The organism is Pseudomonas sp. LAP_36, assembly GCF_019456785.1.
Classification (GTDB): Bacteria; Pseudomonadota; Gammaproteobacteria; order Pseudomonadales; family Pseudomonadaceae; genus Aquipseudomonas; species Aquipseudomonas tritici.
Window position 1 is genome coordinate 130,079 of sequence record NZ_JAHZMS010000003.1, and the last position, 23,119, is coordinate 153,197.

General features: G+C 60.1%; 21 protein-coding genes. 13 read left to right on the plus strand and 8 right to left on the minus strand.

Annotated features, from left to right (window positions below; translation table 11 throughout):
• Positions 1 to 11: 11 nt before the first annotated feature.
• Genes dgcA through JBO08_RS11660 form a run of 3 tightly spaced genes read right to left on the minus strand, consistent with a single transcriptional unit; the run spans position 12 to position 3,651 of the window.
• On the minus strand, positions 12 to 2,072 hold the full coding sequence (gene dgcA / locus JBO08_RS11650) for a dimethylglycine demethylation protein DgcA (RefSeq protein ID WP_065871861.1): 2,061 nt from the start codon (positions 2,070 to 2,072) through the stop codon (positions 12 to 14).
• A gap of 15 nt (positions 2,073 to 2,087) precedes the next feature.
• On the minus strand, positions 2,088 to 2,618 hold the full coding sequence (locus tag JBO08_RS11655) for a DUF5943 domain-containing protein (RefSeq protein WP_065871862.1): 531 nt from the start codon (positions 2,616 to 2,618) through the stop codon (positions 2,088 to 2,090).
• Positions 2,619 to 2,673: 55 nt separating this feature from the next.
• Positions 2,674 to 3,651 carry a dipeptidase gene (locus JBO08_RS11660; RefSeq protein ID WP_220074738.1) on the minus strand — a complete coding sequence of 326 codons (978 nt, stop codon included), beginning with the start codon at positions 3,649 to 3,651 and terminating at the stop codon, positions 2,674 to 2,676.
• Positions 3,652 to 3,870: 219 nt separating this feature from the next.
• Between JBO08_RS11660 and JBO08_RS11665 the strand changes: the two genes are divergently transcribed.
• Genes JBO08_RS11665 through JBO08_RS11675 form a run of 3 tightly spaced genes read left to right on the plus strand, consistent with a single transcriptional unit; the run spans position 3,871 to position 5,238 of the window.
• Positions 3,871 to 4,272, plus strand: coding sequence for a lysozyme inhibitor LprI family protein (locus tag JBO08_RS11665; protein WP_065871863.1), 402 nt, complete (start codon positions 3,871 to 3,873; stop codon positions 4,270 to 4,272).
• A 39-nt stretch (positions 4,273 to 4,311) separates the two neighbouring features.
• Complete coding sequence (locus JBO08_RS11670; RefSeq protein WP_220074737.1) at positions 4,312 to 4,794, plus strand: hypothetical protein; 483 nt, start codon at positions 4,312 to 4,314, stop codon at positions 4,792 to 4,794.
• 27 nt (positions 4,795 to 4,821) lie between these two features.
• Complete coding sequence (locus tag JBO08_RS11675; protein WP_065945507.1) at positions 4,822 to 5,238, plus strand: DUF3010 family protein; 417 nt, start codon at positions 4,822 to 4,824, stop codon at positions 5,236 to 5,238.
• Between the two features lie 36 nt (positions 5,239 to 5,274).
• Here JBO08_RS11675 and JBO08_RS11680 read toward each other — a convergent pair whose 3' ends face one another.
• Both JBO08_RS11680 and JBO08_RS11685 read right to left on the minus strand, forming a co-directional pair.
• Positions 5,275 to 6,453 carry a hypothetical protein gene (locus JBO08_RS11680; RefSeq protein ID WP_065871866.1) on the minus strand — a complete coding sequence of 393 codons (1,179 nt, stop codon included), beginning with the start codon at positions 6,451 to 6,453 and terminating at the stop codon, positions 5,275 to 5,277.
• Between the two features lie 68 nt (positions 6,454 to 6,521).
• Positions 6,522 to 7,466 carry a GlxA family transcriptional regulator gene (locus tag JBO08_RS11685; protein ID WP_065871867.1) on the minus strand — a complete coding sequence of 315 codons (945 nt, stop codon included), beginning with the start codon at positions 7,464 to 7,466 and terminating at the stop codon, positions 6,522 to 6,524.
• Positions 7,467 to 7,660: 194 nt separating this feature from the next.
• Between JBO08_RS11685 and JBO08_RS11690 the strand changes: the two genes are divergently transcribed.
• From JBO08_RS11690 to JBO08_RS11710, 5 genes are all read left to right on the plus strand, one after another.
• A complete protein-coding gene (locus JBO08_RS11690; RefSeq protein WP_065871868.1) occupies positions 7,661 to 8,605 on the plus strand; it encodes a choline ABC transporter substrate-binding protein in 945 nt (314 codons plus the stop codon).
• Between the two features lie 73 nt (positions 8,606 to 8,678).
• Positions 8,679 to 9,566 (plus strand): 3-keto-5-aminohexanoate cleavage protein, encoded by an 888-nt coding sequence (locus tag JBO08_RS11695; RefSeq protein WP_065871869.1) that lies wholly within the window; start codon positions 8,679 to 8,681, stop codon positions 9,564 to 9,566.
• A gap of 142 nt (positions 9,567 to 9,708) precedes the next feature.
• On the plus strand, positions 9,709 to 10,674 hold the full coding sequence (locus JBO08_RS11700) for an L-carnitine dehydrogenase (RefSeq protein ID WP_065909960.1): 966 nt from the start codon (positions 9,709 to 9,711) through the stop codon (positions 10,672 to 10,674).
• A gap of 109 nt (positions 10,675 to 10,783) precedes the next feature.
• A complete protein-coding gene (locus JBO08_RS11705) occupies positions 10,784 to 11,257 on the plus strand; it encodes a thioesterase family protein (protein WP_065871871.1) in 474 nt (157 codons plus the stop codon).
• A gap of 247 nt (positions 11,258 to 11,504) precedes the next feature.
• Positions 11,505 to 11,768 (plus strand): hypothetical protein, encoded by a 264-nt coding sequence (locus JBO08_RS11710; RefSeq protein ID WP_065871872.1) that lies wholly within the window; start codon positions 11,505 to 11,507, stop codon positions 11,766 to 11,768.
• A 96-nt stretch (positions 11,769 to 11,864) separates the two neighbouring features.
• On the opposite strand, the gene JBO08_RS11715 is transcribed toward JBO08_RS11710, so the two are convergent.
• Together JBO08_RS11715 and JBO08_RS11720 are read right to left on the minus strand one after the other, a co-directional pair.
• Positions 11,865 to 12,968: a GlxA family transcriptional regulator gene (locus JBO08_RS11715; protein WP_005792167.1), complete on the minus strand. Its 1,104-nt coding sequence runs from the start codon at positions 12,966 to 12,968 to the stop codon at positions 11,865 to 11,867.
• Positions 12,969 to 13,528: 560 nt separating this feature from the next.
• Positions 13,529 to 14,905, minus strand: coding sequence for an L-serine ammonia-lyase (locus tag JBO08_RS11720; RefSeq protein ID WP_065871873.1), 1,377 nt, complete (start codon positions 14,903 to 14,905; stop codon positions 13,529 to 13,531).
• Positions 14,906 to 15,320: 415 nt separating this feature from the next.
• On the opposite strand from JBO08_RS11720, the gene JBO08_RS11725 reads away from it, so the two are divergent.
• The 3 genes from JBO08_RS11725 (at position 15,321) to choV (ending at position 18,359) form a co-directional block, all read left to right on the plus strand.
• Positions 15,321 to 16,268, plus strand: a complete 948-nt coding sequence (locus tag JBO08_RS11725; RefSeq protein ID WP_220074736.1) for a choline ABC transporter substrate-binding protein — start codon at positions 15,321 to 15,323, stop codon at positions 16,266 to 16,268.
• Between the two features lie 70 nt (positions 16,269 to 16,338).
• Entirely contained in the window at positions 16,339 to 17,184 is an 846-nt protein-coding gene (gene choW / locus JBO08_RS11730) for a choline ABC transporter permease subunit (RefSeq protein ID WP_010207125.1), read from the plus strand.
• The gene (gene choV / locus JBO08_RS11735; RefSeq protein WP_065871876.1) at positions 17,181 to 18,359 is read left to right on the plus strand and encodes a choline ABC transporter ATP-binding protein; all 1,179 of its coding nucleotides are present in this window, start codon (positions 17,181 to 17,183) and stop codon (positions 18,357 to 18,359) included. Before choW ends, choV begins: the two co-directional genes overlap by 4 nt.
• A 167-nt stretch (positions 18,360 to 18,526) precedes the next feature.
• On the opposite strand, the gene JBO08_RS11740 is transcribed toward choV, so the two are convergent.
• Entirely contained in the window at positions 18,527 to 20,461 is a 1,935-nt protein-coding gene (locus tag JBO08_RS11740) for a BCCT family transporter (RefSeq protein ID WP_225930712.1), read from the minus strand.
• Positions 20,462 to 20,851: 390 nt separating this feature from the next.
• On the opposite strand from JBO08_RS11740, the gene betI reads away from it, so the two are divergent.
• Together betI and betB are read left to right on the plus strand one after the other, a co-directional pair.
• Complete coding sequence (gene betI, locus JBO08_RS11745; RefSeq protein ID WP_065871878.1) at positions 20,852 to 21,445, plus strand: transcriptional regulator BetI; 594 nt, start codon at positions 20,852 to 20,854, stop codon at positions 21,443 to 21,445.
• A gap of 110 nt (positions 21,446 to 21,555) precedes the next feature.
• The gene (gene betB, locus JBO08_RS11750; protein WP_065871879.1) at positions 21,556 to 23,028 is read left to right on the plus strand and encodes a betaine-aldehyde dehydrogenase; all 1,473 of its coding nucleotides are present in this window, start codon (positions 21,556 to 21,558) and stop codon (positions 23,026 to 23,028) included.
• Positions 23,029 to 23,119 lie beyond the last annotated feature (91 nt).

Sequence of the window (23,119 nt, forward strand, 5' to 3'; positions counted from 1 at the left end):
AGTTCACCTCGTCAGAAATCCTTGCACAGGCGCAGGGCGTCGTAGATCGCAGCGTGGGTATTTCGCTGCGCCACACAATCACCAATGCGGAACAGCAAGTAGCCCTCGCCCGCCTCGCTCAGGCACGGCTGCGGCTGGATCGCGAACAAGGCTTCAACGTCGATCTGGCCCTTGTTGCGCGATCCGTCTTTGAGCCCGTAGTAAAGGGCTTCATCCGGACGCACGCCGTTTTCCACCACCACCTGGTCCACCACCCGCTCCTCTTTGGCACCGGTGTATTCGTTCTCCAGCACCGCCACCAGCTTGTCGCCTTCGCGGTAGACCTTTTCCAGCATCATGTCGCCGGTCATGATCACTTCCTTGGGGTACATGCTGCGGTAGTAGGTCGGGAATGACGTACCGCCGATGGCCACACCGGGCTTGATATCGTCAGTGACGATCTCGACCTGGCAGCCTTTGTCCGCCAGGAAATCCGCCACCGACATGCCGGTGAATTCGCAAATGGTGTCGTACACCAGCACGTTCTTGCCCGGCGCAACCTTGCCGTCGAGCACGTCCCAGCTACTCACTACCAAGCCTTCGGCGGCGCCCCAGTGTTCGTTCTGTTCGATAAACGGATGCCCGCCCACCGCCAGCACCACCACGTCCGGGCGCAGGTCGAGGATGGTCTCGGCATCAGCGGCCACGCCCAGGCGCAAGTCGACTTTCAAGCGTGCCAACTCCAGCTGGAACCAGCGGGTGATACCGGCGATCTGGTCACGTTGCGGCGCTTTCGAGGCGGTAGTGATCTGCCCGCCGATAAATTCTTTCTTTTCCAACAGGGTCACATCGTGGCCACGTTCAGCGGCGACGCGCGCGGCTTCCATCCCTGCCGGGCCGGCACCCACGACCACGACTTTGCGCTTGGGCCCGGTGGACTTCTCGATGATGTGCGGCACGCCCATGTATTCACGGGAGGTCGCGGCGTTCTGGATGCACAGCACATCCAGGCCCTGGTACTGGCGGTCGATGCAGTAGTTGGCGCCGACGCACTGCTTGATCTGATCGATCTGGCCCATCTTGATCTTGGCGATCAGGTGCGGGTCGGCGATGTGCGCACGGGTCATGCCGACCATGTCCACATAACCGCCTTCGAGGATGCGCGTGGCCTGGTTCGGGTCCTTGATGTTCTGCGCGTGCAGCACCGGGACCTTGACCACTTCCTTGATCCCGGCGGCCAAGTGCAGGAACGGCTCCGGTGGATAACTCATGTTGGGGATAACGTTGGCCAGGGTGTTGTGGGTGTCGCACCCCGAACCCACTACGCCGATAAAATCGAGCATGCCGGTGTCGTCGTAATACTTGGCGATCTGCTTCATGTCCTCATGGGACAAGCCGTCCGGGTGGAACTCGTCACCGCACAGGCGCATGCCCACGCAGAAGTCGTCACCGACCTCGGCACGCACGGCTTTCAATACTTCCAGGCCGAACTTCATGCGCCCTTCAAAGGTGCCACCCCATTCGTCGGTACGCTTGTTGACCCGTGGGCTCCAGAACTGGTCGATCATGTGCTGGTGCACGGCGGACAGTTCCACGCCGTCGAGGCCACCGGCCTTGGCACGACGCGCGGCCTGGGCGTAGTTGCCGATCACGCGCCAGATTTCTTCCGGTTCGATGGTCTTGCAGGTAGCGCGGTGCACCGGCTCACGCACGCCGGACGGCGACATCAGGGTCGGCCAGTTAAAACCGTCCCAACGCGAGCGACGGCCCATGTGGGTAATCTGGATCATGATCTTGGCGCCATGCTTGTGCATGGCGTCAGCCAGGTTCTGGAAGTGCGGGATGATGCGGTCGGTGGACAGGTTGACCGAGCTCCACCACTCCTGCGGGCTGTCGATGGCCACCACTGAGGAGCCACCGCAGATCGCCAGGCCGATGCCGCCCTTGGCTTTCTCTTCGTAATATTTCACATAGCGGTCAGTCGTCATCCCGCCGTCGGTGGCATACACCTCGGCGTGGGCGGTACTGAGCACGCGGTTGCGGATGGTCAGTTTGCCGATTTGAATCGGCGCAAACATTGCTTCGAAAGCCATGGCACGGTCCTCGGCTTACAACGGCTTGACGGTGAACAGGCCGTCATCGTGGCCCTCTTCGGAGCCTCCGTAGACTTGTTCGGCGACGGTACGGATTTGGCTGCCACGCGCCTGCAGAATCTGGTCCATGGCACCGGCAAACCAGCCGGTGAACATGTAGTCGACCTTGCGCCCGACCTTGCCGTACACGTAGACAAACGCCGAGTGTTCAAGCGTGACGCTGGCAGTGCCTTTGTCGAGGTCGATGTCCTGGATCTTGAACAGGCCCCAGCCACGCTGCGACAGGCGCTTCATGTAGTGTTCGAACACTGCGACGCCTTCCAGGCCGTGGCATTCGGCTTCTTTTTCACACCAGTGCCAGGCGGACTTGTAGCCGGCTTTGTAAAGGATGTCGGCGTAGGCGTCAGCGCCGAGGACTTCTTCGATACCCATGTGGTTGTTGACGAAGAAATGGCGTGGCACGTACAGCATCGGCAGGGCGTCGGAGGTCCAGACACCGGTTTCGCTGTCGACTTCGATAGGCAATTGCGGGGCGATCTTGGCCATGGAAACTTAACTCCAGAAAATTCGTTGTGTTGATGTTCCGCGACAGTGCGGTGGCTTATTCGCCCCAGACGTCCTTGAGGACGTTGACCCAGTTCTCACCCATGATCTTGCGCACCACATGCTCAGGGTGACCGCGCTTGAGCAGGGTCTCGGTGAGGTTGGGGAACTCGCCCACGGTGCGGATGCCCAGCGGGTTGATGATCTTGCCGAAGCTGGTCAGGCGGCGGGCGTAACCCTTGTCATGGGTCAGCATTTCGAAGAAATCCTGGCCATGGCCCTGGGTGAAGTCGGTGCCGATGCCGATGGCGTCTTCGCCGACGATGTTCATGGTGTATTCGATGGCTTCGGCGTAATCGTCGATGGTCGAATCGATGCCCTTGGCCAGGAATGGCGCGAACATGGTCACGCCGACAAAACCACCGTGGTCGGCAATGAACTTGAGTTCTTCATCGGACTTGTTGCGCGGGTGCTCTTTAAGGCCCGACGGCAGGCAGTGGGAGTAGCACACCGGCTTTTTCGATTCGAGGATGACTTCTTCGCTGGTCTTGGAGCCCACGTGGGACAGGTCGCACATGATCCCGACGCGGTTCATCTCGGCCACGATTTCGCGACCAAAGCCCGACAGGCCGCCATCGCGCTCGTAGCAACCGGTGCCCACCAGGTTCTGGGTGTTGTAGCACATCTGCACTACGCCGACGCCGAGCTGCTTGAAGATTTCCACATAGCCAAGCTGGTCTTCAAAGGCATGGGCGTTCTGGAAGCCGAAGATGATGCCGGTCTTGCCCTGCTCCTTGGCTTTGCGGATATCGGCGGTGGTTTTCACCGGTATCACCAGGTCGCTGTTCTCACGGATCAGGGTCTGGCTGGCCACGATGTTGTTAATGGTGGCCTGGAAGCCTTCCCACACCGACACCGTGCAGTTGGCAGCGGTGAGGCCACCTTTGCGCATGTCCTCGAACAGGTCGCGGTTCCACTTGGCAATAATCAACCCGTCGATAACGATGCTGTCGGCGTGCAATTCGGCTGGGCTCATCAGGCGTCCCCTTATTGGCGATTCATGCGCCGAATCGTCTGCCGGCGCTTTGGGGCCAGCATATGCCCAGGGGCCGACAGAGCCGGGTGCAAAAACGACAGGGGAATTGCCGAAAGCGTCAATCCACGACAAAGGCTGTTAAGAGGTGTCTGACTGGCGGCTGTTATTTGTCTTACGCTTGGGCCAGAATTCAGCCATTACCTGATATGAGACGGCGCAATGAAATCGATTTTCCTGGCTTTGGCACTCATCGCAACCGGCGTCCACGCCGCCGAAGACACCGACAGCACGCCGTGCGACGGCATCGAAAACGACAAGCAAACCCTGGAATGCGCCACTTACAATAAAACCACCGCCGATCAGTTGCTCAAGGATAACTATCAGGGCCTGTTGGAACGCATGGCTTCGACCTACGGCAGCGACAAGACCAAGCTGGCGGACATTACCGCTCGTCTGAAGGATGCCCAACAGAAGTGGGAAAAGTTACGCGACGCCGATTGCGCCGTGGACACCTTCCCGGCGGTGAACGGCACCAAGGCGTACGCGATTGCGCAGAATGACTGCCTGGCGCGGATGAGTGATGAGCGGTCGGAGTTTTTGGAGTCGATTGGGCAGGAATAAGCAGGCTTTATCGTTTAACACCCTTGAAAAGGACTTCACATGTACTACCCACGCGAAGCGCAACGGGACTTCCTGTTCACGCGCGCCACGCTGCTGTTTTTCTTCATGCTCGTACTCTGCCTGATGCTATTTCTGTCCAAGGACCGGGGCGCACCCTACGCCTTGATCAAAGCGGCGCCCGTAGAAACAATGGGGCAGATCACCCAGCTTGAAAGTGTTGGCCTCCGAGCCTCTAGCACCAACGTTTATTACACGTTCACCCATGACGGCCAACGCGAAGAAGGCATGGTGAGCAACAGCAGCTACGTTGACGACCCAGGCTACGTAGTGGGCGGCCCGGTGCCAGTGGTGTATTCGAAGTGGTTTCCGACAGTGCATAACATCAAGGCAAACCTCAAATCGAGCTCGCCCAATTTCTACATCATGAGCGCAAGTGCTGGCCTGATGATTTTATGCTTGATGCTGATGTTCTGGACGGTGCACCGGATCTACCAGCACAAAGAAGAAGATCGGCATTACTGACACCCTCTCATCCCCATAGGCTTGAACATGACTATCTGCGGCATCGAAATCAAAGGCAGCGAAGCCATCATCGCCGTCGCCTCCCTGGACAACCAGGTGTTGACCCACATCGCTCTGGCCACGAAAAAAATCGCCCTTGAAGACGACGATGAAGCGGCCAACGTCAAAGCCTTCGCCGCTCAGGTGAAGGCGTTTGTGCAGTCAAATGCTATCGAACGTATCGCGATCAAGAAACGCAGCAAGAAAGGCGAATTCGCCGGTGGCCCGACCACGTTCAAGATTGAAGGGGTATTTCAGTTGCTGGACGGTGTTGAGGTGACGCTGTTGTCGCCGCAGACCATCAATGCACAGAACAAGAAGCACACCTTTGACTTGCCGGTGACGCTGAACAAATATCAGCATGAGGCGTACAAGGCGGCGTGTTCGGCACTGGTCAAGAAGTAAGCCACACTAAAAATCCACATTTGATCTCTGTGTTCTTCAGGCAGCTGTACGGCGCCGGTGCTGCAGCCAATCCCCGAAGGATTTGTCTTCCAGCGCATAGCCCCCCCGGCTCGACTTCCATACCAGCTCTTTATCGCGCAAGGCCTCGATACAGGCCTGAATGGTCTGGGTGCCCGGCACTACGTCGCTGCCCATGTCTTCCAACGCCTTGCTGACGGCCGTGATGGTGCTGTCGGTAAACGGCGCGAACGGTTCGTTGTTCTGGGAGCGCTCCACCATCACTTCCAGCACCGCACGCTGGGGAATGGTGAGGGCGTTCCAGGCACTTTCGAATTCGGTCCAAACGCCGGCGCGCAGCAGTTCGGCGCGACTGTGCAGCAGTTGGCCGAGATTGCTCGCCTCCCCCAGTTCCAATGCCACCTCACCAATAATGGTGCGCAACATTTCCGGACGACGGCCCACCAGCTCGAACGCTTCATCGATGTCGGCCGCATTGAACTGGTTGGTCTTGGCCAGAAGGCCGTTGAGGTACACGGTGTAGGCCTGTGTGAATGCTTTGCCCAGCAGTGGAAATGGCGTGATGCTGGACCCGAAGAACGGCTGGCTTTTACCTAATACCAGATGGGCAAGCTTGTCGCGATTTGACCCCGTGAACACCAGGCGCAACCCGCTGCCCTCGCCTTCACGACCTTGGTTGAGCTGGTCTCGGGCGGCCTTGAGGGCAAACATCGCGTTAACACCCGCTTCGGTGGTGAGCGCGTGCTGGGCTTCGTCGATCACCAGCACGACGGTTTTCTCGGCAGCGCTGTGAAGCAGCTCCAGCGCTTGCGTCAGTGTCGCGCCTGCAGGCAATTGCGGCTTGGTGAAATCCCAGGACAAGGTGCGTAGGAAGCTGAGCTTTTCAATGCCGATATTCTTGGCCAGTTTGCGGATGCCCTTTTCAAAGGGCACCAGGGCACCGGCAATGGCGCTGGAGATCAGGTCGGCGGGGTCTTTTTCCTTGTCGGCCCACAGGTCGACATACACCGCCAGCCAACCACGCGCCTGGCATTCAGGTACAAGGTCCTCACGCAAAAAAGTACTTTTGCCCGTGCGACGCGGCGCCGCGAGAAACAGGCCAGAGGTGAAATCCTGAATACCGGCCCCCACCAGGCCATCGGCAATGCTGCTTGCCAGGTCGGGGCGGCGGAACACAAAGCCGCTGTTCTTGGACATGCTTTTATACTCAATTATGGAAAGGGCTATAAATTATAGTCACGAGTATAATTGACTATAATCAGCCGTCAAACCACCTCCCGTCGCCGATCCTCCCTTGGGCATTTCGCAAACCGTGCCCGATAACTCCGCGTGAAATACGACGGTGACTCAAACCCGCAGGCAATACTCACTTCCAGCACACTCAGATCGCTCTGGCGCAGCAACTGCCGGGCTTTTTCCAGGCGCAGGCCGAGGTAGAAGTTGCTCGGGGTGTCGTTCAAATGCAGGCGAAACAGGCGCTCCAGCTGACGCCGCGTTACGTTGATCGCGTCGGCCAGCGCCAATGTGCTCAGGGGCGGCTCGGTGTGTTGCTCCATCTCGCCGATCACTTGCACCAGTTTTTTGTTGTTGATGCCGTAGCGCGTGGCGATCTGCATGCGCTGGTGGTCTTTGCGTGGGCGGATACGGCCGAGCACGAATTGTTCGGAAACCTGGATCGCCAGCTCCGAGCCATGAGCCTGGGCGATCAGGTCGAGCATCAGGTCGATGGACGCGGTGCCGCCGGCGCAGGTGATACGGCGACGGTCGATTTCGAAGAGTTCCTGGGTCACTGTGAGCTGCGGGTAGGATTCCTTGAACGCGTCGATGGCTTCCCAGTGCAGCGTCAGGCGGTGACCGTCGAGCAAACCTGCTTCGGCGAGCACGCAGGCGCCGGTGTCGATGGCGCCGAGGGTCACGCCGTCATGGTCGAGGCGGCGCAGCCAGTGTTCCAGCGCGGGCGTGGCGAACTGCAAGGGTTCAAAGCCCGCCACCACCAACAACGTCGCGCCTTTTTTCAGCGGTTCCAACGCGGCGTCGGCGTTGACCGACATGCCATTGCTCGCCAGCACCGCGCCGCCGTCCGCGCTCAATATGTGCCAGCGGTACAACTCGCCGCGAAAGCGGTTGGCCACTCGCAGCGGCTCCAGGGCGGAGATAAACCCGATGGCCGAAAAACCCGGCATCAGCAGAAAGTAGAAATCCTGGGACATGGTGGCGCTCTCGTAGTACGGGCAGCGTGCTCACTGTGATACGCCAGTTCAACGGGCCATTCAAGAGCACAGGTCGCTGCAGTGCAAGAGCGGGTCGCCGCCGTGCGTTTTGTCGCCCCCAAAGCTACGTAACGTGATCCCACGGCGCACAAAGACGCCGGCCCCCACAATAACGACCTGCCGAGGGATCCACCATGAACCGACTGATCCGCCGCTGCGTGCTCGCACTCAGCGCCAGCGCCATCTTGAGCACCCACGTAATGGCCGCCGATGCGGCGTCCTGCCAGAACGTGCGCATGGGTGTGGTGAACTGGACCGACGTAATCGCCACCAGCGCCATGACCCAAGTCTTGCTCGACGGCCTCGGCTACAAGACCAAACAGACCAGCGCCTCTCAGCAAATCATCTTTGCCGGCATCCGCGACCAGCGCCTGGATATGTTCCTGGGCTACTGGAACCCGCTGATGACCCAGACCATCACCCCATTCGTCGACGCCAAGCAAGTCAAGGTCCTCGACAAACCGAGCCTGGAAGACGCGCGCGCCACCCTCGCCGTGCCGACCTACCTGGCGGACAAGGGCCTGAAAACCTTCGCCGACATCGCCAAATTCGAAAAAGAGCTGGGCGGCAAGATCTACGGCATCGAGCCCGGCTCAGGCGCCAACACGCAGATCAAGGCGATGATCGCCAAGAACCAGTTCGGCCTGGGCAAGTTCCAACTGGTGGAATCCAGTGAAGCCGGCATGCTCGCCGCCGTCGACCGGGCGGTACGCCGCAAGGAGGCCGTAGTGTTCTTTGGCTGGGCGCCGCACCCGATGAACGTCAACGTCGCCATGACTTACCTCACCGGCAGCGACGACGCCCTGGGGCCGAACGAAGGCATGGCGACCGTGTGGACCGTGACCGCACCCACCTACGCCGAGCAGTGCCCCAACGTGCACAAACTGCTGACCAACCTCACCTTCACCGCCGCCGACGAGAGCCGGATGATGCAGCCGTTGCTGGATCACAAGGACGCCCTCGAATCCGCCAAACAGTGGCTCAAGGATCACCCGCAAGACCAGGCTCGTTGGCTGGAAGGTGTGACCACCTTCGATGGCAAACCGGCTGCGGCCAACCTGCAATTGACCAGCAAGTAACCCCTATTCAATCACCGTTTCGCAGCCACAAGCGGCTGCGAACGGCACCACTACGCCTGTAAGGAACCGCCCCATGAACCATGACGTCATCATCACCTGCGCACTCACCGGTGCTGGCGACACGACCAGCAGAAGCCCGCACGTGCCGGTCACCCCTAAACAAATCGCCGCCGCTGCGGTGGAAGCCGCCAAGGCCGGCGCCACCGTGGTCCACTGCCACGTGCGCGACCCCGAGACCGGCAAGTTCAGCCGTGACGTGGCCCTGTACCGCGAAGTGATGGAACGCATCCGTGAGGCCGACATCGACATCATCGTCAACCTCACCGCCGGCATGGGCGGCGACCTGGAGATCGGCGGCGGCGAGCACCCGATGGAGTTCGGCCCCAACACCGACCTGGTCGGCCCGTTGACCCGCCTGGCCCATGTGGAAGAGCTGCTGCCGGAAATCTGCACCCTGGACTGCGGCACCCTGAACTTCGGCGATGGCGACACCATTTACGTGTCCACCCCGGCGCAACTAAGGGCTGGCGCCAAGCGCATCCAAGAGCTGGGCGTTAAGCCCGAACTGGAAATTTTCGACACCGGTCACCTGTGGTTTGCCAAACAGATGATCAAGGAAGGCCTGCTCGACAACCCCCTGTTCCAGCTGTGCCTGGGCATTCCCTGGGGCGCGCCGGCCGACACCACCACCATGAAAGCCATGGTCGACAACCTGCCCGCCGACGCGGTGTGGGCCGGTTTCGGCATCGGTCGCATGCAAATGCCAATGGCCGCGCAAGCGGTGCTGCTGGGCGGCAACGTGAGGGTAGGCCTGGAAGACAACCTGTGGCTGGACAAAGGCGTGCTCGCCACCAACGGGCAACTGGTGGAGCGCGCGAGTGAAATCCTCAGCCGGTTGGGTGCTCGGGTCATGACCCCGGCGGAGGGCCGAATCAAGATGGGCCTGACCAAACGCGGCTGACTCCCAAACACCACAAAACCCTGTGGGAGCCGGGCTTGCCCGCGATTGCGGTACGTCAGCCGTCAAATACATCAACTGACACACCGCTATCGCAGGCAAGCCAGCTCCCACAGGTGATCACCGAACTCTTTAGGAATTTCCCATGCGTTTTATCACTGACATCAAAACCTTCGCCGCCCTCGGCAGCGGCGTTATCGGCAGCGGCTGGGTGTCCCGCGCCCTGGCCCACGGCCTGGATGTAATCGCCTGGGACCCGGCGCCCGGTGCCGAAGCCGCCCTGCGCAAGCGCGTCGCCAACGCCTGGGGCGCCCTTGAGAAACAAGGCCTGGCACCGGGCGCGTCCCAGGACCGCCTGCGCTTTGTCGACACTATCGAAGCGTGCGTGAAAGACGCCGACTTCATCCAGGAAAGCGCCCCGGAACGCCTGGAGCTGAAGCTGGCGTTACACAGCAAGATCAGCGCGGCAGCCAAGCCGAATGCGTTGATTGGTTCGAGTACCTCCGGCCTGTTGCCAAGCGAGTTCTACGAGAGCTCGACTCACCCTGAGCGTTGCGTGGTCGGCCACCCGTTCAACCCGGTATACCTGTTGCCGCTGGTGGAAGTCGTCGGCGGCAAGAACACTGCGCCTGAGGCCATTCAGGCGGCAATCAAGGTGTATGAATCCCTCGGCATGCGGCCCTTGCATGTGCGCAAGGAAGTGCCTGGATTTATCGCCGACCGCCTGCTGGAAGCGCTGTGGCGTGAGGCGCTGCACCTGGTCAATGACGGCGTGGCCACCACGGGCGAAATCGATGACGCCATCCGCTTTGGCGCGGGGCTACGATGGTCGTTCATGGGCACCTTCCTGACCTACACCCTGGCGGGTGGCGATGCCGGCATGCGGCACTTCATGGCGCAGTTCGGCCCGGCGCTGCAACTGCCGTGGACTTACCTACCGGCGCCGGAACTGACCGACAAGCTGATTGACGATGTGGTCGATGGCACCAGCGATCAGCTGGGTAAACACAGCATTTCTGCGCTGGAGCGCTATCGTGATGATTGCCTGCTGGCGGTGCTGGACGCGGTGAAAACCACTAAGGCCAAGCACGGCATGAGCTTCGCCGAATAACCAATGTGGGAGCTGGCTTGCCTGCGATAGCGATGTAAGCCTCACCACCGCTATCGCAGGCAAGCCAGCTCCCACATTTTTGACCGCGTACATCTTCGGAATTTATGTGATGCCTGCTCTGATGACCTACACGACCAAAATCCAGCCTGACTGGGTGGATTACAACGGCCACCTGCGCGATGCGTTCTACTTGCTGATCTTCAGCTACGCCACCGACGCGCTGATGGACACCCTGGGGCTTACCAGTGAAAACCGCGAAGCCAGCGGTCACTCACTGTTCACCCTGGAGTTGCACCTGAACTACCTGCACGAAGTGAAGCTCGGCGCCGACGTCGAGGTACGCACGCAACTGATCGCCCACGACGCCAAGCGCCTGCACCTCTATCACAGCCTGCATTCAGCCGGGGATGAGAAAGAGCTGGCCGGCAACGAACAGATGTTGCTGCATGTCGACCTCGCCGGTCCGCGCTCGACGCCGTTCACCGAGGCCACGCTGGCGCGGCTCTCATCCCTCATCGCGGCACAGGGCGAGCTGCCCAGGCCTGCCCTGCTCGGCCGCGTCATCGGTTTGCCGGGCCGATAAAAAAGCCCCGACCAGCCGTGACTGGATCGGGGCGCAAGTGCCTTGTGTGAGCGGTACATCTCGAGGGTGACCAAACCGTCAAGCTGTGTGCCTGGGTTCAGTGTGCCGGTAAGTGCCTTCGCTGCATGACCCGAAAACGACACATTCATAGCCATACGAGGCATTCGCGCATTCTGCCCTTGCCGACTGTTTGAGCGACTACCAGAATCAAGGTCGAACCCCGCTTCACTCACCAGGATTAAACGTCATGATGCACGCGGATTTGATTGACCAGGATGACCTGCTGGGCCAACTGCGCTCGCTGGGTTTCGAAGTGTCCAGTGGTGCCACCGCCGAGCAGGCCTGCGAGTGCGCGGTGCGCGGCTTGAGCCCGGCGCGGGCCAAGGCACTCAAGGGCATGGTTGAGCAGATGTACACCGGCAGCGCGACGATCTTGCCGGCGGTGCGGCAGGCGATCGACAAGCAGTTGTTGCCGGCTTTGGTGCAGTTCAAGCAGAACTCGGGCACCTGATAGTTCGCTATCGCAGGCAAGCCAGCTCCCACATTTGACTGTGTTCACAAATCAAAATGTGGGAGCGGGCTTGCTCGCGAATGCAGGCGACTCGGTCTAGAGCCTTACGCTGGCGAAAGTCGACTCGTTCCTGGCCTGGCTCAACGCCGACATCGGCCCCGACAACGGTGACAACACCAATGCCTGCGGAATCGGCATCATCGCCACCTGTTGGGTGGTGTTGGAGCCAACGCGCTCATCCCGTGGCGGAATGCCGAAGTATTCGCGGTAGCACTTGGAGAAGTGCGGCGTGGATACAAACCCGCACACCGACGCCACTTCGATGATCGACATCGGCGTTTGCTTGAGCAACTGCCGTGCGCGAATCAGGCGCAGCTTGAGGTAGTAGCGCGACGGAGAGCAGTGCAGGTACTTCTGGAACAACCGCTCCAACTGGCGACGGGACACGGCGACGTATACCGCCAGTTCGTCCAGGTCGATCGGTTCTTCCAGGTTGGCTTCCATCAGCGCGACAATTTCCTGCAGCTTCGGCTGGTTGGTGCCCAGCATGTGCTTGAGTGGCACACGCTGGTGATCCTGTTCGTTGCGAATGCGTTCGTAGACAAACATTTCCGAGATCGCGGCCGACAGTTCACGGCCGTGGTCGCGGCTGATCAGGTGCAGCATCATGTCCAGCGGCGCGGTGCCGCCGGAGCTGGTGAAACGGTTGCGGTCGAGGGTGAACAGGCGTGTGCTCATGGCCACGCGGGGGAAGGCTTCCTGCATCGAGGCCAGGCATTCCCAGTGCACGCTGCAATCAAAGCCGTCGAGCAGACCGGCGCAGGCCAGGGCCCAACTGCCAGTGCACACCGCGCCCAGGCGCCGGGACTGGCGCGCCTGGCTTTGCAGCCACGACACATGCTCACGGGTAACCGTGCGCTGGATACCCACGCCGCCGCAGACGATCACCGTGTCCAGGGCCGGGGCTTTGTGCATGGAGGCGTCGGGCGTGATTTGCAGACCGTCGCTGGCCCACACCTGGTTTCCGTCGACACTCAGGGTCGTCCAGCGATACAGCTCGCGGCCGGAGAGCTGGTTGGCCATGCGCAGGGGTTCGACTGCGGACGCCAGGGAAATCAGCGTGAAATTGTCCAGCAGCAAAAAGCCGATGGATTGAGGCGCACGGTTCTGGGGTTGGGCCCCTGAGTTGAACGACGTCATCGCGGTATCTCCTCACACAAAGCGGGTGATGGCCTCAGGCGAGGCTCTTGTTATGGCGCTCTTCATCCCTGCCTGTAAAAAACGGAGCGAGAGGCTTTGAATGGATAGAGCAAATGCCATGCCTAAAATTGAATGGCCGTCCAATAACTCCTAAAAACGACCTCATGACGCGTCTAAATAAGCCCGCGCAGCACGTACGGATATAGCCGGAATTAGTCGTAGGAGCGAACCTGCTCAAGGGCTGTGAGCAGTTCGGTAGCACTTGTGGGAAGGCGCTTTGCGGGTGTGGGAAACGTCTGTCACCACAAGCACGGGTGACAGGTGGTCAGGCGCGGAATCGTTTGGAGGCTACTTATCTGTTTGCGACGCGCTAAAAGGTGGCGTTTTTGGTTCGGGTGTTCACTTGTAGTGAGCGGGCTTGCCCCGCGCTGGGTGGCGAAGCCGCCCTAAAATCAGGCGACTCGGTATTAACTGACACTATGTGGTGCCTTTATTGGGGCGGCTTCGCCACCCAGCGCGGGCGGTGCGACGATTCGACAAGCCCGCTCACTACAAAACCATCAACACTCCACAGCACTCACCGCCAACCCACCCCGCGACGTCTCTTTGTACTTGTCATGCATATCCGCCCCGGTATCGCGCATCGTGCGAATCACCCGGTCCAGCGAGATAAAGTGCTGCCCATCACCGCGCAGCGCCATCTGCGCGGCGTTGATCGCCTTCACCGCGGCAATCGCATTGCGCTCGATGCACGGCACTTGCACCAGCCCGCCCACTGGGTCGCAGGTGAGGCCGAGGTTATGTTCCAGGCCGATTTCGGCCGCGTTGCACAGTTGCTCCGGCGTGGCACCGAGGATCTCCGCCAGCCCGGCGGCAGCCATCGCGCAGGCCGAGCCTACTTCGCCCTGGCAGCCCACTTCGGCACCGGAGATCGAGGCGTTCTTCTTGCACAGGATCCCCACCGCCGCCGCGCCGAGCAGGTAGTCGACCACGTTGGCTTCGGTGACTTCCTCGCTGAACTTCATAAAGTAGTGCAGCACCGCCGGGATGATCCCCGCCGCGCCGTTGGTGGGGGCGGTGACCATGCGCCCACCGGCGGCGTTTTCCTCGTTCACCGCCAGGGCGAACAGGTTCACCCACTCCATGGCGCTCAAGGTCGAGCCGATCACGTTCGGCTTACCCAACTCTTGCAGGCTGCGATGCAACTTGGCGGCGCGTCGCCGCACGTTCAGGCCGCCAGGCAGGATGCCTTCGTGCTTGAGGCCCTGCTCCACGCAATCCTGCATGGCGCGCCAGAGTTTCATCAGGCCGCTGCGGATTTCTTCTTCAGAGCGCCAAACTTTTTCGTTAGCCAGCATCAACTCGGCGACGCGCAGGTTGTGGGTCTTGCACAACTGCAGCAGCTCCACCGCGCTGGAAAAGTCGTAAGGCAACTCGGTACGGTCCATATCGGCCACGCCGCTTTGCGCCTGGGCTTCATCCACCACAAAACCGCCACCTACTGAATAGTAGGTATCGCGGTGCAGTTCGCCGTTATCGCCGTGCACCACCAGGGTCATGGCGTTGGGATGGAACGGCAGGTTTTCGTCGAGCAGGCGCATGTCCCGCGCCCACACAAACGGCACCGGCAAACGCCCGTCCAGCAACAGGGTGTCGGTCTCGCGCAGGGTGTGGATACGGCCGCCGATTTGCGACGGATCAATTGCGTCCGGCCATTCGCCCATCAGGCCCATGATGGTCGCAGTATCGCTGCCGTGACCGATGCCGGTGGCCGACAAGGATCCGTACAGCTGAACTTCGACGCGGCGAACCTGTTCCAACAGTTCACGTCCACGTAATGCCTGGACGAACAACGCCGCGGCGCGCATGGGGCCGACGGTGTGAGAACTCGAAGGCCCGATGCCGATCTTGAACAGGTCGAAAACGCTGATAGCCATTAACGTGGAACTCCGCAGGTGAGCAGGCCGGACACCAAGGAGCTGCTACGCTCAGATCGCCCAGATGGCGGCATCATCAAGCTTTTACTGGCCGTCACGGCGTCTCACACCGACGCACTCATGCTCACGAGCGTCGCTTGCGTACGATCACTGGTTTTGGCCGTTTTTAACGGTGCAGATGGGCAAAAACTGCAGTTTTGCCTCGGGAAAAATCTGTAAGCGACGTCACCGACACTGGATACGACCATCCCTGTACTGGATACGACGCCCCCTGTAGGCGTCAGATTTTCACTGGTACATGATCAGTCTCGACTCGTTTGCAAGGCACCGTGCCAGAGCTGTTGTCGCACGCACCAACCGCAACACTTATAAAGCGCGGCAGATGCCGCCAGAAAAAACACAGGAGTCTACCCAGATGAAAGGTTCACCCCAGTTGTTGTTGGCCGCCATGCTGAGTTTGCCAGTCGTGGCGCATGCTGCAGAACCGGCACAATGTCAGACCGTCAACTTCTCCGATGTCGGCTGGACCGACATCACCGTCACTACCGCGACTACCAGCGAAATTCTCAAGGGCCTGGGCTACAAGCCACGCACCACGATGATTTCGGTACCGGTGACCTACAAGTCACTGGCCGACGGCAAGAACATGGACGTTTTCCTCGGCAACTGGATGCCGACCATGGAAAACGACATCAAGCAGTACCGTGATGCCGGCACCGTGGAAACCGTACGCGCCAACCTGGAGAACGCCAAATACACCCTCGCGGTCCCGGAAGCGCTGTACAACAAAGGCCTGAAGGACTTCGCCGATATCGCCAAATTCAAGGATGAGCTGGGCGGCAAGATCTACGGTATCGAGCCGGGCAACGACGGTAACCGCACCATCCAGACGCTGATCGACAAAGACGCCTTCGGCCTGAAAACCGCCGGCTTCAAAGTCGTCGAGTCCAGCGAAGCCGGCATGCTCTCCCAGGTTGAACGCGCGACCAAGCGCGACCAGGCCATCGTGTTCCTCGGCTGGGAGCCGCACCCGATGAACACCCGTTTCAAGATGAAGTACCTGACCGGGGGTGACGATTCGTTCGGCCCCAACTACGGCCAGGCCACCATCTACACCAACGTTCGTAAGGGCTACACGCAGGAATGCAGCAACGTTGGCCAGTTGCTGAAAAACCTGTCGTTCACCCTGAACATGGAAAGCACCCTGATGGGTAATGTCCTGGACGACAAGATGAAACCCGACGCCGCCGCGAAAGCCTGGCTGAAGAAAAACCCTCAAGTACTCGACACCTGGCTCGCCGGTGTCACCACCGTTGACGGCAAACCTGGGCTCGACGCCGTGAAAGCTTACCTCGCCAAATAGCAACCGCTGACCCCGGGGCGGTGCGCTGCCCCGGGATGTTTTCCCTCTTCGCATGTGGACATTCACTACCATGCTGACTGAACAGAAAATCCCACTAGGCCAGTACATCGCTGCCTTCGTTGAATGGTTGACCCAACACGGTGCCAACTACTTCGACGCGATCGCATCGACACTGGAAACGATGATCCACGGCGTGACGTTCGCGCTGACCTGGTTCAATCCGCTGGCATTGATCGGTCTGATTGCGCTGTTGGCTCACTTTATTCAACGTAAATGGGGACTGACTGTTTTTGTCATCGCCTCGTTCCTGCTGATCCTCAACCTGGGGTATTGGCAGGAAACCATGGAGACCCTGGCGCAAGTGCTGTTCGCCACCCTGGTCTGCGTGGTCATCGGCGTGCCGCTGGGCATTGTTGCCGCGCACAAACCGATGTTCTACACCATGATGCGGCCGGTGCTCGATCTGATGCAGACCGTACCGACCTTCGTCTACCTCATCCCTACCCTGACCCTCTTCGGGCTGGGTGTGGTGCCTGGGCTGATTTCCACGGTGGTATTCGCGATTGCCGCACCGATCCGCCTGACCTACCTGGGTATCCGAGACGTACCGCAAGAGTTGATGGACGCCGGCAAGGCCTTTGGCTGCTCGCGCCGTCAGTTGCTCTCGCGCATTGAACTGCCCCACGCCATGCCGAGCATTGCCGCCGGCATTACCCAATGCATCATGCTGTCGTTGTCGATGGTGGTAATCGCGGCCCTGGTCGGCGCCGACGGCCTCGGCAAACCGGTGGTCAACGCACTCAACACAGCGGACATTGCCCTGGGCTTTGAAGCCGGCCTGGCAATCGTATTGCTGGCGATCATGCTCGACCGCATCTGCAAACAACCCGACGCTAAAGTAGGGGGTGATGCATGAGCATTATCCGATTCGACAATGTCGACGTAATCTTCTCCAAAGACCCACGCGAAGCGCTCAAGCTGCTGGACCAGGGCATGAGCCGTAACGAGATCCTGAAAAAGACCGGGCAGATTGTCGGCGTTGAAAAAGCCAGCCTGGATGTCGAGAAAGGCGAGATCTGCGTGCTGATGGGTCTCTCCGGCTCCGGCAAATCCAGTTTGCTGCGCTGCATCAACGGCCTCAACACCGTGAGCCGTGGCCAATTGTTCGTGGAGCATGAAGGGCGCCAGATCGACATCGCGTCCTGCACGCCCGCCGAGCTGAAAATGATGCGCACCAAACGCATCGCCATGGTGTTCCAGAAGTTCGCCCTGATGCCTTGGCTGACCGTGCGCGAGAACATCAGCTTCGGCCTGGAAATGCAGGGTCGTCCGGAGAAAGACCGGCGCAAGCTGGTGGATGAAAAACTCGAGCTGGTGGGCCTGACCCAGTGGCGCAACAAGAAGCCGGACGAACTCTCCGGCGGCATGCAGCAACGCGTTGGCCTGGCCCGCGCATTGGCAATGGACGCCGATATCCTGCTGATGGACGAACCCTTCTCTGCCCTCGACCCGCTGATCCGCCAAGGCTTGCAGGATGAATTGCTGGAGCTGCAGCGCAAGCTGAGCAAGACCATCGTGTTTGTGAGTCACGACCTTGATGAGGCGCTCAAACTGGGCAGCCGAATCGCGATCATGAAGGATGGCAAGATCATCCAGTACAGCGTGCCGGAAGAGATCGTGCTGAACCCGGCGGACGACTATGTGCGCACGTTTGTCGCGCATACCAACCCGCTGAATGTGTTGTGCGGTCGCAGCCTGATGCGCACGGTGGATAACTGCACCCACGTCAACGGCTCGATCAGCCTGGACCCGGGCGGTGACTCGTGGCTGGACCTGACTGAAGGCAACGTCATCAAGGGCGCACGCCAGAATGGCACGCCGTTGAACCTGCAGAACTGGGCGCCGGGGCAACCGGTGGAAGGTTTGGGTCGAGTGCCGACGCTGGTGGACTCGAACATCGGCATGCGTGATGCACTGCAGATTCGCTATCACACGGGGAATAAGTTGGTGTTGCGGGACAATGACAAGGTGGTGGGGATTCTGGGGGACAGTGAGTTGTATCACGCGCTCTTAGGCAAAAACCTGGGTTAAGCCACACCGCAAAGCAAATGTGGGAGCGGGCTTGCTCGCGAATGCGGTGTGTCAGTCAGCACATCTGCCACTGATACACCGCATTCGCGAGCAAGCCCGCTCCCACATTTTGATCTATGTACGACATAAGAAAGCGGTGCCAGTGAGGGCGCCGCTCGTTTCAACTATCAGCTATAGACCCGGCCAAGGAGTTGCCGATGGCTTTCAAACTGATCGAGCACATCCCGGGTGATCTGTTCCTGGGTGAAGCCCATCAGGTCGTATTCCTGAGGCCCGTTGTGCAGGTAAACCTCGGCGCGGTAGTAACGCGTACGCTCCTCCTCAGGCACATCGTTGGGCGCCGACGAATAAGCATCAAGGCTCACTTCGTAAACAAACGGGTTGCCCTCCTCCATCTCGATCCGCACCCCAATGCAGCGCTTGGATTTACCCAGCAACGTCTGCACTTCCAGCCCCTGATCACGCAACGCAATCGCCGCTTCGTCCAGCGCCGGCGTGACGTGCTTGTCCATAAAGCGTTGCACGGTCCCCTGGCTCGGTTGCAGGTCCAGCGCGGTCAAACGCTCGCTGAAACCACGGCGGCCACGCTCGGCCAATTGCGCCTGCTCCTGTTCCATCGCCACGTCCTGGCGCATGGCTTTGTGCAAGCCGAACATAAACAGGATCAGCACCACCGAGAACGGCAGCCCCGCCAGCACCACCATGGTCTGCATGGCTTCGAAGTTGCCGGCAAACAGCAGGCCGATAGTCACCAGGGTGATCACCGCCGACCAGAAGATCCGCAACCAATGCGGCGCGTCTTCGTCCACATTGCCGCCTTTGCAGGAAAGGTTGGCCATCATCACCGCGCCAGAATCCGCCGGGGTCAGGAACAGCACAAAGCCCACAAAGATCGACACCCCGATGACGATTTTCGACGCAGGGTAATGCTCAAGCAGTTGGTAGATAGCCATCGACGGCTGCTCCAACGCCGTCTTGCCCAGTTCCACCGCACCGTGATTCAGCACCAGGTCCAACGCCGAGTTGCCGAAGATCGACAGCCACGCCAGGGTAAAGCCCAGCGGGATCAGCAACACGCCGGCGACCAGTTCACGCACCGTGCGACCACGGGAAATACGCGCGATGAACATGCCCACGAATGGCGCCCAGGAAATCCACCAGGCCCAATAGAACAGCGTCCACAGGCCCATCCAGCGTTCGGTCTTGTCGGCGTCGCCTTCGTACACGTAGAGGTCGAAGGTTTTCAGGATGATGCCGTTGAGGTAGTCACCGGTGTTCTGCACCAGGCCGTTGAGCAAGTGCAGGGTCGGGCCGAACAACAGCACGAAAATCAGCAACCCGCTGAACAGCACGATGTTGAGGTTGGACAGGCGGCGAATGCCGTTCTCCACGCCCGACACAGCAGCGATGGTCGCCACCGTGCTCATCACGATGATCACGATCAACAGGTTGGTGTTGCTGTGCTGCATGCCGAACAGGTTTTCCAACCCGGACGACACTTGCATCGCGCCGATCCCCAGGTTGGTCACCAGGCCGAGCAGGGTCACGAACATACCGAAACCGTCCACCGCGTGGCCAGCCGCGCCTTTCACCCAACGCTCGCCCACCAGCGGGTACAGCGCCGAGCGCAAGGCCAGCGGCTGGTTGTGACGGTAGGCAAAGTACGCCACGGCCAGGCCGACCAGGGCATAGATCGCCCAGCCATGCAGGCCCCAATGCAAGAAAGTCAATTGCAACGCCTGGCGAGCGGCGCCATTGCTGGCCGCTGCGCCTTCAGGCGGGTTGAAGTAGTGGTCGAGCGGCTCCGAAGCGCCGAAATACAGGAGCGAGATGCCGATACCCGACGAGAACAACATGCCGGCCCAGGCGCCGTAGCTGAAGTCCGGGGTGTCGTCCTTGCTGCCCAGTTTCAACTTGCCATAGGACGAAAACGCCAGGCCGACCACAAACACCAGGTAGGCGGCGATGACCACCATGTAATACCAGCCGAAGCTTTTCGACAGCCAGGCCTGGGCGATGCCGAGCATGCGCCCGGCCTCCTGCGGGGCGATGATCAGGATGGCAGTCAACAGCAGAATCAGCGCGGTGGAGGTGTAGAACACCCAACCGTTGACCCTGACCTTTTCCGGCGGGGTCTTTATAAGAGAGGCAGAACTCATGGCGCAGATGCTCCGGGCAGTGCGAGAGAGAAACACAAGGCAACGGTTATCCCGGAACATCGATTTTTCGGCAGTCGACGGACGGGTGTTATAAAGACACCCCGAAAATCCTTGTGCCCCGCCGAGGCGGTGCCAGGCCCATATATGGCCCGTTTCAGGGGTTTTCGCAGGTGTCAGATGTCGCCGCCCATTTGTAGGAAATACCTGTAGGCAGCGACCATTTGTCGCAGAGCTTATTCTTTGTTGATTGAACGTTCAATCAAAACAAAATAGACTGGCCTTCAAGTCGACGAACGTTCATCGCTCGTCGGCAGGCCTAAGGAGAGGTGCTACATGCCCAAGGTCGGTATGCAACCCATACGCCGCCAGCAGTTGATCGAAGCCACGCTGACGGCGATCGATCAGGTCGGGATGGGAGATGCCAGCATTGCGCTGATCGCCCGTTTGGCCGGCGTCTCGAACGGCATCATCAGTCACTACTTCAAGGACAAGAACGGCCTTATTGCAGCGACGATGCGCTATTTGATGAACGCGCTGATCGAGAACGTCCACGAACGCAGGCTTGCGCTGAAGGACGACAGCCCACGGGCGCACCTTCGGGTGATCATCGAGGGCAACTTCGACGCCAGCCAGGTCAACGGACCGGCAATGAAAACCTGGCTGGCCTTCTGGGCCACCAGCATGCATCACCCGTCATTGCACAGGTTGCAGCGGATCAACGATCAACGTCTGTATTCCAACCTGTGCTGCCAGTTCCGCCGAGTGCTGCCACTGCCGCACGCACGCAAAGCAGCCAGAGGCCTGGCAGCCCTGATCGACGGTTTATGGTTGCGCGGCGCCCTGTCGGGAGACGCTTTCGACACGGAACAGGCGCAACGGATCGCTTACGAATACATGGATTTCCAATTGGCCAAGCAGGTGAGTTAGAGCACACATAACCGCTCAACCCCTGAACTGCTGCCGCTCAGTGTTGCCACACCCTTATGGCTCACTTTTCGGCGGTTAACGCCAACCACTTATGCACTTGCGAGGACTTTATGGCCCGTTTCGAACTGCAAAAACTCTACATTGACGGCGGCTACAGCGACGCTGGCAGCGATGCCACCTTCGAAGCCATCAACCCGGCTAACGGTGAAGTTCTCGCCCAAGTGCAACGCGCAACCAAAGAAGACGTTGAACGTGCCGTGGTCAGCGCCGAAAAAGGCCAGAAAATCTGGGCGGCGATGACCGCCATGGAGCGTTCGCGCATCCTGCGCCGTGCCGTCGACATCCTGCGCGAGCGCAACGATGAACTGGCCGCCCTGGAAACCCTGGACACCGGCAAATCCTTCTCCGAAACCAAGTACGTCGACATCGTCACTGGCGCTGACGTACTGGAATACTACGCAGGCCTGGTGCCGGCCATCGAAGGCGAGCAGATCCCACTGCGCGACACGTCGTTCGTCTACACCCGCCGCGAGCCGTTGGGCGTGGTCGCGGGTATCGGCGCGTGGAACTACCCGATCCAGATCGCCCTGTGGAAATCCGCACCGGCCCTGGCCGCCGGTAACGCGATGATCTTCAAGCCCAGCGAAGTCACCTCGCTGACCACCCTGAAACTGGCCGAGATCTACACCGAAGCCGGCGTTCCGGCTGGCGTGTTCAACGTACTGACCGGCAGCGGCCGTGAAGTCGGCACCTGGCTGACCGAGCACCCGCGCATCGAGAAAGTCTCGTTCACCGGCGGCACCGACACCGGCAAGAAAGTCATGGCCAGCGCTTCCAGCTCCTCGCTGAAAGAAGTGACCATGGAACTGGGCGGCAAGTCGCCATTGATCGTGTTCGAAGACGCCGACCTGGATCGCGCGGCTGACATCGCGATGATGGCCAACTTCTACAGCTCCGGTCAGGTCTGCACCAACGGCACTCGCGTGTTTGTACCCAAACACCTGCAGGCGGCGTTCGAAGCCAAGATCGTTGAACGTGTTGCACGTATCCGCGTTGGCAACCCGGAAGACGACAACACCAACTTCGGCCCGCTGGTCAGCTTTGCCCACATGGAAAGCGTGCTGGGCTACATCGCCAAGGGCAAAGAGCAAGGCGCCCGCCTGCTGTGCGGCGGCGACCGCCTGACCGACGGCGACTTCGCCAAAGGCGCCTTCGTGGCCCCAACGGTGTTCACCGACTGCACCGACGACATGGTCATCGTGCGTGAAGAAATCTTCGGCCCGGTGATGAGCATCCTCACCTACGAGACCGAAGAAGAAGTGATCCGCCGCGCCAACGATACCGACTTCGGCTTGGCTGCCGGCCTGGTTACCAAGGACCTGAACCGCGCCCACCGCGTGATTCATCAACTGGAAGCGGGTATCTGCTGGATCAACGCCTGGGGCGAGTCCGACGCCAAGATGCCAGTGGGTGGCTACAAGCAATCCGGTGTGGGCCGTGAGAACGGGATCAGCTCGCTGAACAACTTCACCCGCATCAAATCGGTACAGGTTGAGCTGGGCGATTACGCCTCGGTGTTCTAAACCCGAGCCTGGTGTTGCCTGCGAGGCCGCCATCGCAGGCAAGCCAGCTCCCACATTTGGAATGCGTTCCCCTGTGGGAGCGGGCTTGCCC

What these genes read in the sequence shown, in the direction of transcription:
- dgcA (WP_065871861.1), bottom strand. Translation starts at nt 2,072, where the DNA reads ATGGCTTTCGAAGCAATGTTTGCGCCGATTCAAATCGGCAAACTGACC.
- JBO08_RS11655 (WP_065871862.1), bottom strand. Translation starts at nt 2,618, where the DNA reads ATGGCCAAGATCGCCCCGCAATTGCCTATCGAAGTCGACAGCGAAACC.
- JBO08_RS11660 (WP_220074738.1), bottom strand. Translation starts at nt 3,651, where the DNA reads ATGAGCCCAGCCGAATTGCACGCCGACAGCATCGTTATCGACGGGTTG.
- JBO08_RS11665 (WP_065871863.1), top strand. Translation starts at nt 3,871, where the DNA reads ATGAAATCGATTTTCCTGGCTTTGGCACTCATCGCAACCGGCGTCCAC.
- JBO08_RS11670 (WP_220074737.1), top strand. Translation starts at nt 4,312, where the DNA reads ATGTACTACCCACGCGAAGCGCAACGGGACTTCCTGTTCACGCGCGCC.
- JBO08_RS11675 (WP_065945507.1), top strand. Translation starts at nt 4,822, where the DNA reads ATGACTATCTGCGGCATCGAAATCAAAGGCAGCGAAGCCATCATCGCC.
- JBO08_RS11680 (WP_065871866.1), bottom strand. Translation starts at nt 6,453, where the DNA reads ATGTCCAAGAACAGCGGCTTTGTGTTCCGCCGCCCCGACCTGGCAAGC.
- JBO08_RS11685 (WP_065871867.1), bottom strand. Translation starts at nt 7,466, where the DNA reads ATGTCCCAGGATTTCTACTTTCTGCTGATGCCGGGTTTTTCGGCCATC.
- JBO08_RS11690 (WP_065871868.1), top strand. Translation starts at nt 7,661, where the DNA reads ATGAACCGACTGATCCGCCGCTGCGTGCTCGCACTCAGCGCCAGCGCC.
- JBO08_RS11695 (WP_065871869.1), top strand. Translation starts at nt 8,679, where the DNA reads ATGAACCATGACGTCATCATCACCTGCGCACTCACCGGTGCTGGCGAC.
- JBO08_RS11700 (WP_065909960.1), top strand. Translation starts at nt 9,709, where the DNA reads ATGCGTTTTATCACTGACATCAAAACCTTCGCCGCCCTCGGCAGCGGC.
- JBO08_RS11705 (WP_065871871.1), top strand. Translation starts at nt 10,784, where the DNA reads ATGCCTGCTCTGATGACCTACACGACCAAAATCCAGCCTGACTGGGTG.
- JBO08_RS11710 (WP_065871872.1), top strand. Translation starts at nt 11,505, where the DNA reads ATGATGCACGCGGATTTGATTGACCAGGATGACCTGCTGGGCCAACTG.
- JBO08_RS11715 (WP_005792167.1), bottom strand. Translation starts at nt 12,968, where the DNA reads ATGACGTCGTTCAACTCAGGGGCCCAACCCCAGAACCGTGCGCCTCAA.
- JBO08_RS11720 (WP_065871873.1), bottom strand. Translation starts at nt 14,905, where the DNA reads ATGGCTATCAGCGTTTTCGACCTGTTCAAGATCGGCATCGGGCCTTCG.
- JBO08_RS11725 (WP_220074736.1), top strand. Translation starts at nt 15,321, where the DNA reads ATGAAAGGTTCACCCCAGTTGTTGTTGGCCGCCATGCTGAGTTTGCCA.
- choW (WP_010207125.1), top strand. Translation starts at nt 16,339, where the DNA reads ATGCTGACTGAACAGAAAATCCCACTAGGCCAGTACATCGCTGCCTTC.
- choV (WP_065871876.1), top strand. Translation starts at nt 17,181, where the DNA reads ATGAGCATTATCCGATTCGACAATGTCGACGTAATCTTCTCCAAAGAC.
- betI (WP_065871878.1), top strand. Translation starts at nt 20,852, where the DNA reads ATGCCCAAGGTCGGTATGCAACCCATACGCCGCCAGCAGTTGATCGAA.
- betB (WP_065871879.1), top strand. Translation starts at nt 21,556, where the DNA reads ATGGCCCGTTTCGAACTGCAAAAACTCTACATTGACGGCGGCTACAGC.